General features: G+C 71.8%; 12 protein-coding genes. 8 read left to right on the top strand and 4 right to left on the bottom strand.

All coding sequences use genetic code 11. The features are described from left to right. The first annotated feature begins 184 nt into the window (after positions 1 to 184). From G3A44_RS17430 to G3A44_RS17420, 3 genes are all read left to right on the top strand, one after another. Complete coding sequence (locus G3A44_RS17430) at positions 185 to 1,111, top strand: carbohydrate kinase family protein (RefSeq protein WP_163459031.1); 927 nt, start codon at positions 185 to 187, stop codon at positions 1,109 to 1,111. A 145-nt stretch (positions 1,112 to 1,256) separates the two neighbouring features. Continuing rightward, the gene (locus G3A44_RS17425; RefSeq protein ID WP_163459030.1) at positions 1,257 to 2,084 is read left to right on the top strand and encodes an HDOD domain-containing protein; all 828 of its coding nucleotides are present in this window, start codon (positions 1,257 to 1,259) and stop codon (positions 2,082 to 2,084) included. Between the two features lie 185 nt (positions 2,085 to 2,269). Beyond that, positions 2,270 to 3,247 carry an AEC family transporter gene (locus G3A44_RS17420; RefSeq protein ID WP_163459029.1) on the top strand — a complete coding sequence of 326 codons (978 nt, stop codon included), beginning with the start codon at positions 2,270 to 2,272 and terminating at the stop codon, positions 3,245 to 3,247. 28 nt (positions 3,248 to 3,275) lie between these two features. Here G3A44_RS17420 and G3A44_RS17415 read toward each other — a convergent pair whose 3' ends face one another. Both G3A44_RS17415 and G3A44_RS23295 read right to left on the bottom strand, forming a co-directional pair. After that, the gene (locus tag G3A44_RS17415) at positions 3,276 to 5,027 is read right to left on the bottom strand and encodes an NAD(P)/FAD-dependent oxidoreductase (protein WP_239061940.1); all 1,752 of its coding nucleotides are present in this window, start codon (positions 5,025 to 5,027) and stop codon (positions 3,276 to 3,278) included. A 192-nt stretch (positions 5,028 to 5,219) separates the two neighbouring features. After that, the gene (locus G3A44_RS23295; RefSeq protein ID WP_203561454.1) at positions 5,220 to 5,384 is read right to left on the bottom strand and encodes a hypothetical protein; all 165 of its coding nucleotides are present in this window, start codon (positions 5,382 to 5,384) and stop codon (positions 5,220 to 5,222) included. 178 nt (positions 5,385 to 5,562) lie between these two features. Between G3A44_RS23295 and G3A44_RS17410 the strand changes: the two genes are divergently transcribed. Beyond that, positions 5,563 to 7,146: an AmpG family muropeptide MFS transporter gene (locus G3A44_RS17410; RefSeq protein ID WP_163459028.1), complete on the top strand. Its 1,584-nt coding sequence runs from the start codon at positions 5,563 to 5,565 to the stop codon at positions 7,144 to 7,146. Positions 7,147 to 7,205: 59 nt separating this feature from the next. After that, positions 7,206 to 8,162: a M48 family metallopeptidase gene (locus G3A44_RS17405; RefSeq protein ID WP_163459027.1), complete on the top strand. Its 957-nt coding sequence runs from the start codon at positions 7,206 to 7,208 to the stop codon at positions 8,160 to 8,162. A 31-nt stretch (positions 8,163 to 8,193) separates the two neighbouring features. On the opposite strand, the gene G3A44_RS17400 is transcribed toward G3A44_RS17405, so the two are convergent. After that, positions 8,194 to 8,832, bottom strand: coding sequence for an MBL fold metallo-hydrolase (locus G3A44_RS17400; RefSeq protein WP_163459026.1), 639 nt, complete (start codon positions 8,830 to 8,832; stop codon positions 8,194 to 8,196). A gap of 29 nt (positions 8,833 to 8,861) precedes the next feature. Beyond that, positions 8,862 to 11,747 (bottom strand): excinuclease ABC subunit UvrA, encoded by a 2,886-nt coding sequence (gene uvrA / locus G3A44_RS17395; RefSeq protein ID WP_163459025.1) that lies wholly within the window; start codon positions 11,745 to 11,747, stop codon positions 8,862 to 8,864. 246 nt (positions 11,748 to 11,993) lie between these two features. Between uvrA and G3A44_RS17390 the strand changes: the two genes are divergently transcribed. The 3 genes from G3A44_RS17390 (at position 11,994) to G3A44_RS17380 (ending at position 14,850) form a co-directional block, all read left to right on the top strand. Beyond that, positions 11,994 to 12,161 (top strand): hypothetical protein, encoded by a 168-nt coding sequence (locus G3A44_RS17390; protein WP_163459024.1) that lies wholly within the window; start codon positions 11,994 to 11,996, stop codon positions 12,159 to 12,161. Positions 12,162 to 12,331: 170 nt separating this feature from the next. Then, a complete protein-coding gene (locus G3A44_RS17385; protein ID WP_163459023.1) occupies positions 12,332 to 13,075 on the top strand; it encodes a Crp/Fnr family transcriptional regulator in 744 nt (247 codons plus the stop codon). Positions 13,076 to 13,308: 233 nt separating this feature from the next. Next, positions 13,309 to 14,850, top strand: coding sequence for a DUF805 domain-containing protein (locus G3A44_RS17380; protein ID WP_163459022.1), 1,542 nt, complete (start codon positions 13,309 to 13,311; stop codon positions 14,848 to 14,850). Positions 14,851 to 14,868 lie beyond the last annotated feature (18 nt).

Raw genomic sequence — 14,868 nt, 5'->3', positions numbered from 1 at the left:
ATTGATTTATGGAAAACCCCGATCCAGCCCGCCGGCCAGAGCGGCGATGCTTGAGCCCGTGACGTCCTGCCGGGGGTCAGGGCCTTGGCCGCCCCTGCCGGGCGTGCCCTGGGGGTCATCGGCCGGCGGTGCGGGGGCTCAAGTCCGCCGTGCGGCGGGCGTCTTTGTCGTGGAGAGAGAACTCATGTTTGTCGTGTGTGGAGAGGCCCTGTTTGACGTGTTCGCCGCGGGCGACACGGCCACCGGCCTGATGATGGATGCGCGCATCGGCGGCTCGCCGTTCAATGTGGCCGTGGGCCTGCGGCGCCTGGGCCAGCCCGTGGCCTTCCTGGGCGGACTCTCGCGCGGTTTTCTCGGCGAGCGCCTGCTGCGCGCCCTGCGCGAGGAAGGGGTGGATGAGCGCTGCCTGGCCTTGCTGGAGGCGCCCACCACGCTGAGCTTGATCGGGGTGGACGAGGCCGGTGTGCCCTCCTACAGCTTCTATGGCGCGGGCTGCGCCGACCGCCTGCTGCCCCTGTCGGCGCTGGACCGCCTGCCGCCCGAGACCCAGGCCATCCAGTTCGGCAGCTACGCCATGGTGGTGGACCCCACGGCCAGCACCCAGCGCGCCCTGGTGGAGCGCGAGCATGGCCGTCGTGTCATCGCCTACGACCCCAATGTGCGCCTGAACGTGGAGCCGGACCTGGCGCGCTGGCGCGACACCCTGGACTGGATGGCGGCCCGCACCCACCTGCTCAAGGTGAGCGACGAGGACCTGGCCCTGCTGTACCCCGGCGTGGCCCATGCCGAGTTGGCCGCGCGCTGGCGGGCCGCGGGCGTGGCCATGGTGGTCATCACCCGTGGGGGTGAGGGCGCCACCGGCTACCACGCCCAGGGCGAGGTGCCGGTGGCACCGGTGCGCGTGGCGGTGGTGGACACCGTGGGCGCGGGCGACACCTTCCAGGCCGGCATGCTCACGGCCCTGGCCGAGCGCGGTGCCCTCAGCCCGGACGGCCTGCGCGCGCTGCCGGCTGAGGTCTGGGCCGAGGTGCTGGCCTTTGCCGCCCGGGCGGCGGCCATCACCTGTGGACGCCGCGGCGCCGACCTGCCCCGCCGCCACGAGGTGGCCTGAGCCGCGCCGTCCCTGGCCGGCGTGAACTCCGCCACGCCGGCGCGCGTGACGCCTCAACACCCTGCGTGCCGCGGTCGATACCGGGACGATGGGCAGGGACGCGCGGCGAGTGCGCGCCCCGGCGCCGTCCGCAGGAGCCCGCACCGTGTCCCTCACCGACCCCTACATCCAACGCGCCCGCAGCCTGCCGGCCATGCCGGAGGTGGCCAGCCGGCTGCTGCAGTCCTTTGAGCGCGAGCAGGTCTCGCTGCATGAGCTGGCCGGCCTGATCGGGCAGGACCTGACCCTGTCGGCCAAAGTGCTGCGCCTGGCCAACTCGGCGCGCTTCAGCACCCGCCATACGGTGGCCACCCTGCCCGATGCAGCGGCGATCCTGGGTCTGCGCACCCTGCGGGACCTGACCCTGTCGGCGGCGTTGTCGGCGGTCTTTCCGCCCCTGCCTGGTTTTGACCGCATGGCCTTTTGGCGCGGCACCCTGGCCGTGGCCGCCTACGCCCAGGTGCTGGCCCCGCTGACCGATGCCGAGCCCGACACCGCCTACATCGGCGGCCTGATGCTGCGCACCGGCCGTCTGCTCATGCTCATGGAGAGCCCCTCGGACGACGCCGAGGTGGAGCGCCACGCCCTGGACCTGGACAGCCGCATCGGCTTTGAGGCCGTCATCCTAGGCTGCACCCATCCCGAGCTGACCGCCGAAATGGCCCGGCATTGGAATTTCCCCCGCGCCATGGTGCAGGCCTTTGATGCCGCTGCCGACCCCATGGCGGTGCGACCGTTCTCGCCCCTGGGCGCGGCCCTGCGCCTGGCCAGCGTGGTGGCCGACTGCCGCGAGAACGGTGAAGACCTGGGGGATGGCCTGCGCATGACCCATCCCGCGCTGGTGGCCCACCTCAAGCTCGACTTTGACCTGCTGGAGCGGCAGCTGCCCGACCACCGCCTGGCCACCGCCGGGGCCGAGGTGCTGATGCACTGAACCCGGGGCGGGCCCTGCTGTCCGCTGACCGTTTCCTGCCGGGCCGCACGACGACCTTGCAGCCCTGCACACTCCGCCACGGTGGCGGCGCCAAGCCGTGCCCGCATACTGCGTGCCTGTCCAGGCGCGCTGCGGTCCCCGGGCCCGTGGGGCCCCGGCGCGGCCGCCGCCACCCGTGTCCCCGCATGCAGGCCGTCCTCGCCGTCACCCTTCCCTTCTTCGCCCTGGTGCTGGGCGGCTGGCTGGCCGCGCGCCGGCAAATCCTGCCCGAGGCCGCGGTGCCGGGGCTCAACGCCTTCGTGCTGTTCTTCGCGCTGCCGGCCATGCTGTTCCGCTTCGGCATGAACACGCCTGTGCTGGAGCTGCTCAACCCGGTGGTGCTGGGCCTGTACCTGTTGGCAGCGGCGCTGGTGGTGTTCTTCACGGTGGCGATGACGCTCTCGCCCACCGTGCACCTGAAGGACGCAGCCTTTGGCGCGCTGGTGGCCACCTTCCCCAACACCGGCTTCATGGGCGTGCCGCTGCTGGTGGCGCTGATGGGCCCGGCGGCGGCCGGGCCGGTGATCTGCATCGTGCTGGCCGACATGATCGTGACCACCTCGGTGTGCGTGGGCTTGGCCCAGGCGCATGAGGCCAGCGGCCAGGGGCCGCGGGCGGCGGCGCTCAAGGCGGCGCGCGGCGCGCTGTCCAACCCGCTGCCCTGGTCCATCGCGGCGGGCGGCCTGGTGGGCGCCCTGGGCCTGCCCCTGCCTGGGCCGCTGCTCAAGATCGTGGGCATGCTGGCGGATGCCGCCTCGCCGGTGGCGCTGTTCACCATCGGGGCGGTGCTGTGGCGCTCGGGCCAGTCCGACCGGGCCAGCGGCCGCCAGGCGGCGGTCTCCAGCTACCTGCCGGTGGCGCTGATCAAGCTGCTGATCCACCCGCTGGTGGTGGGGGCAGGCTGCCTGGCGGTGCGCCAGCTGGGCCTGCCGTTGACGGCCTTCCAGACCACCGTGCTGGTGCTGGCGGCGGCCCTGCCCAGTGCCAGCAACGTCTCGCTGCTGGCCGAGCGCTATGGCGCCGACAACGGCCGCGTGGCCCGCATCATCCTGGCCAGCACGGCGCTGGCCTTTGTGACTTTCACCCTGCTGGCCTGGGCCCTGGGGGCGCAGCCCACGGTCTGAAGGCGGCGGCCTGGGGTACCGGGCGGGTTCAGGCCGCCTGGCCCAGCAGGCTGCGGGCCAGGGCCTCGGCCACCTCGATGCCGTCCACGCCGGCGCTCATGATGCCGCCGGCATAGCCCGCGCCCTCGCCGGCAGGGTACAGCCCACGGGTGTTCAGGCTCTGGTAGTCGCGGCCACGGTTCATGCGCAGCGGCGAGGAGGTGCGTGTTTCCACCCCGGTGAGCACCGCGTCGGCCATGCTGAAGCCTCGGATCTGGCGCTCAAACGCTGGCAGGGCTTCGCGGATGGCCTCCAGCGCGTAGGTCGGCAGGCTTTCGCGGCCCTTCTCGCTCAGGTTGGTCAGGTGCACGCCGGGCTTGTAGGACGGCATCACCGAGCCAAAGCCCTTGGCCGGCCCCTTCTGGCGCTTGATGAAGTCGCCCACCAATTGGCCGGGGGCGATGTAGTCGCCACCGCCCAGCTCATAGGCCCGGCTCTCCCACACGCGCTGGAAGGCCATGCCGTCCAGCGGGTTCACCGGGCCGCTGCCGCCGGGGTCGCGCCGGTAGTCCTCGGGGCTGATGCCCACCACGATGCCGGCGTTGGCATTGCGCTCGGCGCGCGAGTACTGGCTCATGCCGTTGGTGACCACGCGGTTCGGCTCGGAGGTGGCCGCCACCACGGTGCCGCCCGGGCACATGCAGAAGCTGTAGACCGAGCGGCCGTTCTTGGCGTGGTGCACCAGCTTGTAGTCCGCCGCGCCCAGCAGCGGGTGCTTGGCGTTGGGGCCAAAGCGGGCGGCGTCGATCACGCTTTGCGGGTGCTCGATGCGGTAGCCGATGGAGAAGGGCTTGGCCTCCATCTGCACGCCACGTTCGTGGGCCATGGTGAAGCTGTCGCGGGCGCTGTGGCCCAGGGCCAGGATGACGTGGTCGGTGCGGATCTGCTCGCCGCTGGCCAGGGTCACGCCGCGCAAGTGGCGCACGCCGTGGGTGTCGGTCTCGATGTGCAGGTCGGTGACCTGCTGCTCAAAGCGGATCTCGCCGCCCAGGGCCTCGATGTCCTCACGGATTTTCTCGACCATGCTCACCAGGCGGAAGGTGCCGATGTGCGGCTTGGCCACAAACAGGATCTCCTCGGGCGCGCCGGCCTTGACGAACTCGGTCAGCACCTTGCGGGTGAGGTGGCGCGGGTCGGAGATCTGGCTGTAGAGCTTGCCGTCGGAGAAGGTGCCGGCACCGCCTTCGCCGAACTGCACGTTGGACTCGGGGTTGAGCACCTTCTGGCGCCACAGGCCCCAGGTGTCCTTGGTGCGCTGGCGCACGGTCTTGCCGCGCTCCAGCACGATCGGGCGCAGGCCCATCTGAGCCAGTACCAGCGCGGCCAGGATGCCGCAGGGGCCAAAGCCCACCACCACCGGGCGCAGTTTCTCGCCCGAGGTGTAGAAATCCGCCGGCGCGTGGCCGACGAAGCGGTAGGTGGTGTCCGGCGCGGGGCGGATCTGGGGGTCGCCCTGCAGGCGCGCCAACACGGCCGCCGCGTCCACGCCCGGCGCCAACACGCAATCCAGCGTGTAGGTCAGCACGATGGCGGTCTTTTTGCGGGCGTCATAGGCGCGCTTGAAGACCTCGATGTCCTGCACCTGCGCGTCCTTCAGACCCAGCCGGGCCAAGGCGGCCGGGCGCAGGGCCTCGGGTGCGTGGTCCAGCGGCAGGCGCAGCTCGGTGATGCGGATGACGCCCGAGCGCTGGGGCACGGCGGCAGCGGTGGGGGCTGGCGGGGTGGCGGAGGCAGGGGTCATGGCGTGGCAGGGGGCTGTGGTGACATCGGGGGCGCGTGGTCATCGCGCAGACAGGGCGCACGGGGCCCGGACCGGCCAGGCGACGCCAGAATGCCAGCGGCCCGGGCGTCTGGCCTGGTGTCCCCGGTGCGGGGGCGTCAGGCCAGCCCGCCCGGGCCGGCTGGGAGCTGCGGCGCCTGACGGCGCCGGGAATCAGCCCTGGTGCGGGCGCTTGCCCGGGTTCTTCTTGGAGCGGGTGTGCGAACCGCGCTCCAGGCTGCAGCGCTGGCCGGTGGGGGCCGTGAAGGCGGAGCCCTTGGCGGCGCCGGGACGCGGGGTGGCCTTGCGGTCGGCTTCGGTGACGATCTTGTTGCCCATGGTGTTTCTCCTGTCGAGCGGTTGCTGTGAGGCGGGTGAGGCGGGTCGCCCGCCACGCAGGCGCGGACAGCCACCCAATCAAAACCCTCAATTAGGCCACAACCGCGGCCTTTGCGGGCCTGGCGCCCCCCATGAGGCGCGGGCCGGCGGCAGCGGGTGGCGCTCCTAGAATTTCCCGATGCACCTCACCTCCCCCCCCGACGGCCCCGCGGCGGCCCCCCGTTCCCCCCTCGGGGCCCTGCACCGCGCCGGGGTGGTGATCCTGCTGGGGCTGGCCTCGGGACTGCCGTTGGCGCTCACCGGGCAGGCCTTGCAGGCCTGGCTGAGCGTGAGCGGGGTGGACCTGGCGACGATCGGCTTCCTCTCGCTGGTGGGCCTGCCCTATACCTTCAAGTTCCTGTGGGCGCCGCTGATGGACCGCTTCGACCTGCCGGGCCTGGGGCGGCGGCAGGGCTGGCTGGTGCTCAGCCAGCTGCTGCTGGCCGCCGGCCTGTGGGGCCTGTCCCGGCAGGACCCGGCCCAGGGCCTGGGTGCCCTGCCCTGGCTGGCGCTGGGGGTGGCCTTCCTCTCGGCGTCACAGGACGTGGCCTGTGACGCCTACCGCACCGACCTGCTGCCGCCGCGTGAGCGCGGACTGGGCTCCTCGCTCAATGTCATGGGCTACCGGCTGGCCATGGTGCTCTCCGGTGGCGTCACCCTGATCTGGACCGATGTCGCCCAGGGCGGGGGGTGGACCTGGCCGGAGGTCTACCGCTTCTGCGCCGCCTTGATGGCCGGTGCCGCGGTGCTCAGTGCGCTGATCCTGCCGCGGCTGCCCCGGCCGCAGGGGCCGAGGCCCCCGGCCCGACGCGACCTGCAGGGCTTCGTCGCCGTGCTGCTGAGCGCGGCCGCCGGCTACCTGTTCACCCGCCATGTGCTGGATCCGCTGGCGGTGGCCGCCCTGGGGGGCGGCTGGGCCGGGCGCGCGGCGCTCAGTCCCCTGGCCCAGCGTTGGGCCGACCTGCTGGCGCTGCTGCTGGGCCTGGCGGCCACACTGCCGCTGGCGGCCTGGGCGGCGCGCCGCGCGGGCTTTGACACCCTGCTCAACGGCCTGGGCAGTTACCTGCAGCAGCCCGGGGCGGTGGCCTTCCTGGGCCTGGTGGTGCTCTACAAGCTGGGCGATGCCTTCGCGGTGTCGCTGATGACGCCTTTTCTGCTGCAGGGCGTGGGCTTCACCTCGGCCGAGGTGGGCCTGGTCAACAAGCTGATCGGCCTGTGGCTGACGGTGGCCGGTGCTCTGCTGGGCGGCGCCCTCATGCTGCGCCTGGGGCTGTGGCGCGCGCTCATGGCCTTCGGCCTGTTGCAGATGTTCAGCAACCTGGGCTTCTGGTGGCTGGCGGTGGCCGGCCGCTCGGCCGAGGCGGCGCTGCTGATCCCGGCCTTTGACTGGGGCGTGCTGCGCCTGACCCAGCCCACCCCGGTGGACCCCGGCTTGCTGGCGGTGGTGGCCCTGGACAACCTGAGCGGGGGCATGGGCACCGCGGCCTTCGTGGCTTTCCTGATGAGCCTGACCAGCCAGCGCTTCAGCGCCACCCAGTTCGCCTTGTTGAGCGCGCTCTCGGCCATCGGCCGGGTCTGGGTGGGGCCGCTGGCCGGGGTGCTGTCCACCGCCATGGGCTGGCCGGCGTTCTTTGTGCTGTCCACCGCCATGGCGACGCCGGCCCTGTGGCTGCTCTGGCGTCTGCGGGCCGAGATCCGCGCCCTAGAGCTGCCCACCGGCTGACGCCTGGCCGCCACCCTTGCCAGAATGTGGACCTGTTCCCCAGCCTTGACCGGATCACCATGACCTCGTGCCCTGCGTTCCACACCGATGCCGAGCTCGCCCTGCCGCCGCTGGTCCAGGCGCGGCGTGCCGCCACCTGCGCCTGCCACCAGCCGGTGGACCGGCATCGCCGCCGGCTGGGTGCCGGCGCCAGCCTGGCGGTGGCCGGGGCCTGGGGCCTGGCGCCGCTGAGCGCCCTGGCCGCCGAGGAGGGGGTGCGCGGTGAGGTGGGCAGCACCTCGCGCTTTGCCAAGCTGGTGTCGGCCGAGGAGGTGGAACAGGCGGCGCAGCAGCAGTTCACCCAGATGAAGCAGGAGGCCGCCGGCAAGCGGGCCCTGGCCCCGGACGACCATCCCCAGGTGCTGCGCCTGCGCGCCATTGCCCAGCGGCTCATTCCCTACACCCAGCCCTGGAACAACCGGGCCTCGGCCTGGAAGTGGGAGGTGCAGCTGTTTGGCTCCAAGGAGCTCAACGCCTTCTGCATGCCCGGCGGCAAGATTGCCTTCTACTTCGGCATCCTGCAGCGCCTGCAGCTCAGCGACGACGAGGTGGCCATGATCATGGGCCACGAGATGGCCCACGCCCTGCGCGAGCATGCCCGTGAGCGCATGGGCAAGTCGGCGGCCACGCGGGCCGGTGCCGGGCTGCTGAGTTCGCTGCTGGGCCTGGGCAACCTGGGGGATGCGGCGCTGAGCATGGGCGCGCAGCTGCTGTCGCTGAAGTTCAGCCGCGAGGACGAGTCCGAGGCCGACCTGGTGGGCATGGAGTTGGCCGCCCGCGCCGGTTACGACCCGGCCTCAGGCGTGACGCTCTGGCAGAAGATGATGAAAGCCAGCGAAGGGGCGCCGCCGGAGTTCCTCTCCACCCACCCCGCCAGCAAGACCCGGATCCAGGAGATCCAGAGCCACCTGCCCAAGGTCAACGGGCTGTACGCCAAGGCCGCGCGGCCGACGCAGCGCTACCAGCCGCCGGTCTGATCGACGGCATCCGGCGCCGCGCCACGGGGCGTCAGGTGCCGCGCACGTAGGGGTTCTGCCGGCGCTCGACGCCGAAGCTGCTCTCCGGGCCGTGTCCGGGGATGAACACCGTTTCATTGCCCATGGGCCACAGGCGCTGGGTGATGCTGTCGATCAGGGTGTCGTGGTCGCCGCCGGGGAAGTCGGTGCGGCCGATGGAGCCGGCGAACAGCACGTCGCCCACGAAGCAGCGCTGGATCTCGGCGGCATGGAACACCACATGCCCGGGGGTGTGCCCCGGGGTGTGGCGCACCGTCACCGTGGACTGGCCCAGCTGCAGCACGTCGCCGTCGGCCAGCCAGCGGGTGGGCGTGAAGGCCTCGGCCGGTGGAAAGCCGAACATCTGGCTCTGCTGCGGCAGGCCGTCGATCCAGAACTGGTCGCCGGGGTGCGGACCGATGATGGGCAGGCCCAGCTCGCGTGCCAGGGTGCCGGTGCCGCCGGCGTGGTCGATGTGGGCATGGGTCAGCCACAGCGCCACCAGCCGGATGCCCAGCCGCGCCACCTCGGCCTTCAGGCGCGGCAGGTCGCCGCCGGGATCGACGATCACGCCTTCCTGGGTCTGGTCGCACCAGAGCAGGGAGGCGTTCTGCTGGAAGCCGGTGACCGGCACGGTGTGGTAGCGCAGCATGGGGGGGTCTCAGGCGGTGGGGGGAGCGGTCAGGATTCTTCCAGCAGCGGCTTGAGGAAACGGCCGGTGTGGCTGGCCGCGCAGGCGGCGATCACCTCCGGCGGGCCTTCGGCCAGCACGGTGCCGCCACCGGAGCCGCCCTCCGGGCCCATGTCGATGAGCCAGTCGGCGGTCTTGATGACGTCGAGGTTGTGCTCGATCACCACGATGGTGTTGCCCGCCTCGCGCAGCTGGTGCAGCACCTTGAGCAGCAGCTGGATGTCGGCAAAGTGCAGGCCGGTGGTGGGCTCGTCCAGGATGTAGAGGGTGCGGCCGGTGTCGCGCTTGGACAGCTCCAGCGCCAGCTTCACGCGCTGGGCCTCGCCGCCCGAGAGCGTGGTGGCGCTCTGGCCCAGGGTGATGTAGCCCAGGCCCACGTCCATCAGGGTCTGCAGCTTGCGGGCGATGGCCGGCACGGCGCTGAAGAACTCGCGGGCGTCCTCCACGGTCAGGCTCAGCACCTCGGCGATGTTCTTGCCCTTGTAGAGCACCTCCAGCGTCTCGCGGTTGTAGCGCTCGCCGTGGCAGACGTCGCAGGGCACGTAGACGTCGGGCAGGAAGTGCATCTCCACCTTGATCACGCCGTCGCCCTGGCAGCTTTCGCAGCGGCCGCCGGCCACGTTGAAGCTGAAGCGGCCGGCGCCGTAGCCGCGTTCGCGGGCGGTGGGCACCTCGGCAAACAGCTCGCGGATGGGGGTGAACAGGCCGGTGTAGGTGGCGGGGTTGCTGCGCGGCGTGCGGCCGATGGGGCTCTGGTCGACGTTGATGACCTTGTCGAAGGCGTCCAGGCCCTCGATGGCGTCATGGGCCTCGGGCTCGGCATGGCTGCCGTAGAGCTTCTTGGCCACGGCGGCATAGAGCGTGTCGTTGACCAGCGTGCTCTTGCCGGAGCCCGAGACGCCGGTGACGCAGGTGAACAGGCCCACGGGGATCTCCACCGTCACCCCCTTGAGGTTGTTGCCGTGGGCGTTGACCACGCGCAGCGCGGGGATGGGGCGGCTGTCGTCGCGCAGGCGGCGCTGGACGGGCACGGCAATGCGCAGCACCCGGCCCAGGTACTGGCCGGTGAGCGAGTCCGGGTGCGCGGCCACCTCGGCCGGCGTGCCCGCGGCGATGACGCGGCCGCCGTGGCGGCCGGCGCCCGGGCCCATGTCCACCACGTAGTCGGCGGCGCGGATCATGTCCTCGTCGTGCTCCACCACCAGCACGCTGTTGCCCAGGTCGCGCAGGTGCTGCAGGGTGCCGATCAGGCGCTCGTTGTCGCGCTGGTGCAGGCCGATGCTGGGCTCGTCCAGCACGTACATCACGCCGGTCAGGCCGGAGCCGATCTGGCTGGCCAGGCGGATGCGCTGGGCTTCGCCGCCAGACAGGGTGTCGGCGCTGCGGTCCAGGCTCAGGTAGTTCAGGCCCACGTCGTTGAGGAACTTCAGGCGCGAGCGGATCTCGCGCACCACCTTGTCGGCGATCTCGGCCTTGGCGCCGGTGAGCTGCAGACCGCTGAACCAGGCCAGCGCGCCGGCCAGCGTCAGGTGCTCCACCTCGTAAATCGGCTTGCCCGGGGCGGCCGCGTCACCGGGGATGAACACGTGGCGGGCTTCCTTGCGCAGGCGGCTGCCGCCACAGTGCGCGCAGGGGCGGGTGATCTGGTAGCGCGCCAGGTCCTCGCGCACGGCCACCGAGTCGGTCTCCTGGTAGCGGCGCTCGAAGTTCGGCAGCACGCCCTCGAAGGGATGGGCGCGGGTGACGCTGCGGGTCTTGCCGGTCTTGCCCTCGGCCTGGTAGGTGAAGGGGATCTCTTCGGTGCCCGAGCCGTGCAGCACCACCTGGCGGAAGGCCTCAGGCAACTCCTCCCAGGGCAGCTCGATGTCCACGCTGTAGTGCTCGGCCACCCGCTGCAGCAGCGAGAAGGTGTAGCCGTTGCGGCGGTCCCAGCCCTTGATGGCGCCCGAGCCCAGGCTCAGGCTGGGGAAGCCCACCACCCGCACCGGGTCGAACACCGTCTCCATGCCCAGGCCATCGCAGTGCGGGCAGGCGCCCATGGGGGCGTTGAAGGAGAACAGCCGCGGCTCCAGCTCCGGCAGCGAGTAGCTGCAGATCGGGCAGGCGAACTTGGCCGAGAACAGGTGCTCGGCGCTGCTGTCCATCTCCAGGGCGATGGCCCGGCCGTCGGCGATCCGCAGCGCGGCCTCGAAGCTCTCGGCCAGGCGCTGGCGCATGGCGTCGCCGGTCTTGAGCCGGTCGATGACCACATCGATGTCGTGCTTCTCAGCCTTCTTGAGCGTCGGCAGGCTCAGCGCTTCGACGATGACCCCATCGACCCGGAAGCGCACATAGCCTTGGGCCTGCATGTCGGCAAACAGCTCGGTGAACTCGCCCTTGCGGTCGCGCACCACCGGGGCCAGCACCATCAGCTTGGTCCCTTCAGGCAGGGCCAGCACCGCGTCCACCATCTGGCTGACGCTCTGGGCCTGCAGAGGCTGCCCGTGGTCGGGGCAGAAGGGTGTGCCGGCGCGGGCGTAGAGCAGCCGCAGGTAATCGTGGATCTCGGTGATGGTGCCGACCGTGGAGCGCGGGTTGTGGCTGGTGGCCTTCTGCTCGATGGAGATGGCGGGCGCCAGCCCCTCGATCACGTCCACATCGGGCTTGTCCATCAACTGCAGGAACTGTCGGGCGTAGGCCGAGAGGCTCTCGACATAGCGGCGCTGGCCCTCGGCATACAGGGTGTCGAAAGCCAGGCTGGACTTGCCCGAGCCCGACAGGCCGGTGATCACCACCAGCGCGTGCTTGGGCAGGTCCAGGTCGATGTTCTTGAGGTTGTGGGTGCGGGCGCCCCGCACCGACAAGGTGCCGGCGGAGGTGTCTGGGGACGTGGTCATGGCAGGAGGGGAAGGGCGCAGGGCCGGCGAAACGCCGCAAAGGGCCAACCGGTCATGATAGCCAGCCCGCCCCGCGGCCCGCCAGACGCCAGGTGCCCGCCACGGCGTTGGACGCCCCGGCGCCAGGGGGTAAAAAAAATGTGAACCGGTCTGTCATCCGGCCGCCATCGGCCGGCGTTGTCTGCTCACGGCGCCCATCACCTGACCCCGACACAAGAGACGCCGACCTGATCTGGAGTTGCCGCCATGCAGAAATCCGCCGTGTTCAACAAGATGCCCGCCCGCTTTGAACGCCAGGCCGCCGAGCGCCTGTCCGACAAGGGGCAGAAGTTCGAGCCCTTCTGGTCGGGCGCCCTGTTCGGGGCCGACCGCCGCGCTGCCCAGCGCCTGCAGAAGGCCGACCAGAAGCGCTGAGGTCCTGCGGGGCCGCCCGCCGTCCCCCTCCCGCACGGGCGCCTTGGCGCCCGTGCCCGTCTGGGGGCGGCCCCGGTGGCACGCCAGGTTGGGCGGAGTCCCTGACCGCTTCCCGGGCTGTCGCCCGGAGCGCGGCGACCCCCAGGGCGTTTGTGCATACTGGCCGCGCCATGTCCGCTGCCAACGTCATTCCCCTGCTCGCCGGCACGCCGGCCCTGTTCAACCCGCAGGCGCGGGTCTGTGCCGAGTGCGGCATCCGCAAGCACGCCCTCTTCGGCGCCCTGGACCTGACGGCCCTGGACCAGATCCACGTCCAGATCGCCACCATCCGCCTGGCCCCCGGCCAACTGCTCTACAGCGCCCAGGCGCCTGGCCAGGCGGCCTACACCGTGCGCAGCGGTGTGGTGCGGCTGGAGCGCCTCAATGAACGCGGCGAGCGCCGCATCCTGCGCCTGGGCGGGCGGGGCGACACCCTGGGCATGGAGGCCATGCTGGGCCAGTCCTATGCCGCCGACGCGGTGGCCTGCACCGAGGTCGAGGTCTGCCGCCTGCCGCGCAGCCTGGTCGACGAGCTCACCCGTGACCAGGTGGAACTGGCCCGCGACATGATGCGCCGCTGGCAGCGTGCCCTGGACGACGCCGACGAATGGCTCACCGAGCTGTGCGCCGGTCCCGCCCGCCACCGCATGCTGCGCCTGCTGCTCAAGCTGAGCGAATACGCCGATGGCCAGGCCGTGTGGCTGCCCTCGCGCCTGGAGATGAGTGCCATGCTGGACATGACCATCGAGACCGCCAGCCGCACCCTGGCCCAGCTCAAGCGTGAGGGTGTGCTGGAAGCCCCTGACCAGAAGCATGCGCTCATCCATATGGACGTGCTGCTGGACGCCCTGCGCCGCGACGCCGCCGAGGCCTGAGCGGCCCCTGGCTTCCGCCTGCAGCGCCTGGCCGCCCGGCTTTCAGGCGCGGCCGTCCGGCCCCCAGACCCCTCCGGCCGGCCGGGTACGGGCGACGCCATCGCTTCTGGCTCGTTAGGCTCTCGCCCGCACGCGCGTCCCTGGCCATGCCGGAGCGCGCCTGCCCAGGCGCGCCGTGCCCTGCACCGACCCGTCTGGACCATCTCAAGGGACTGGACGAGGGAGAGCGGGTGATGGATGCGCCGATGCGGCTGGTGTTTGCCGGAGAACTGATGCCGGGTGCCACGCCCGAGGCGGTGCGTGAGCGTCTGGGCGCCTGGCTGCAGTTGGACACCCCGCGGCTGGACCAGATGTTTTCCGGCCGCCCTGTCGTCATCAAGCGCGCGGTGCCCTCTGCAGAAGTGGCGGCCTGGGTGAACCGTTTCGCCCAGCGCGGTGCGGTGCTGCGGGTCCAGCCGGCCCACGCCGAGGCAGTGCCGGCATCGGGTGGGGCCGCCCTGCGCACGCCGGCATCCGCGCCGGCGCCGGCCCCGGTCCCGGTGCCGGGACGGGTGCCTCCCACCGCGACCGCCATGCCCCCGGCCCACCGGCCTGCCCGGGTGGAGTCGCCGGCGCTGCGCCTGCCGCCGGCGGGCCGCACGCCCATCGCCCCGCTGCCGAGCCTGCCTCAGGTGCCGCCGCCGGCACCGGCCCGCCGGGCACCCGAGCCCGATGCCAGCGCCCCTGACAGCAGCGGCTTGTCCCTGGTGCCCCTGGCGCCCCAGGAGTCCGTGGCCCCCCTGCCGGACCCCTTGGCCGTGGCTGCCTCGGCGGCTGCTGCCGCCGAGGCCGGAGTGCCCTGGGTGGTCTGCCCCCAATGCGGCACCCGCCAGCGCATGCAGGCCTTTTGCCAGGAGTGCGTGACCGACCTGGCCCGGGCCCTGGCGGCCCGTGAGGAGGAGCGCCAGGCCGAGCGCGAGGCCCGTCAGGCCGTGGCCTCGGGCGCAGCGCGGCCCGGCCACCGTGGTGGGGCCGCCCCCGTGCAGGACGCCCAGGAGCCCGGCCTCTTCGGGCGCCATATCGACGGCCGCCTCAACCGCAAGAGCTACCTGGCGGGCGGCTTGCTGAGCATTACCGTGCTGCTGGGCGGGCTGATGCTGCTGGCCCTGGCGCCCGGGGCCGTGATGCTCCTGCTCAACGCCGTGCTGCTGGTCCTTGTGGGCGTCATGGGCCTGCGCATGACCGCCCTGCGGTTGCACGACGTCAACCTCTCGGCGTGGTGGCTGCTGCTCACCCTGGTGCCCACGGTGGGGCAGATCTTCAGCTTCGCCCTGGCCATCTGGCCTGGCACCGAAGGTGACAACGACTATGGGCCGCCGCCCGCCGATCGCCATGGGGGCGTGCTGCGTGTCTGCGCCGTGGTGCTGGTGGCCGTGCTGCTCATCGGCAGCAAGATGGCGCTGAGGGCCTTGGAGCGTTTTATGCGCGACCTGCCCCAGCAGTCCGAGCAGTCCGACGAGGCCGCCTTTGCCGACGTGCCGCCGCAGCTGGCGGCCGAGATCGACGCCTACCTGGGCAAGTCCGAGGCCGCGGAGGCCTTCCGCCAGCACTACCTGCTGGAAACCGGTCACCGCGCGTTTGCCGTGTCGCCGCAGGGGGCCTATGGGTGGTCCAGTGGCCGGGCCTCGCCGGCGGCGGCCGTCGAGGTGGCCTGGAACCACTGCGAGCAGGCCCGCCAGCCCTACACGGCCGAGTGTGTGCTGGTGCATGTTGACCACGCCTGGGTCAACCGATGAAGGCTTTGGAGATCCCCC

It is taken from the genome of Ideonella livida (genome assembly GCF_010499455.1).
In the GTDB taxonomy this organism is placed as follows: Bacteria; Pseudomonadota; Gammaproteobacteria; order Burkholderiales; family Burkholderiaceae_C; genus Ideonella; species Ideonella livida.
This window is presented reverse-complemented; position numbering and strand designations above follow the sequence as displayed.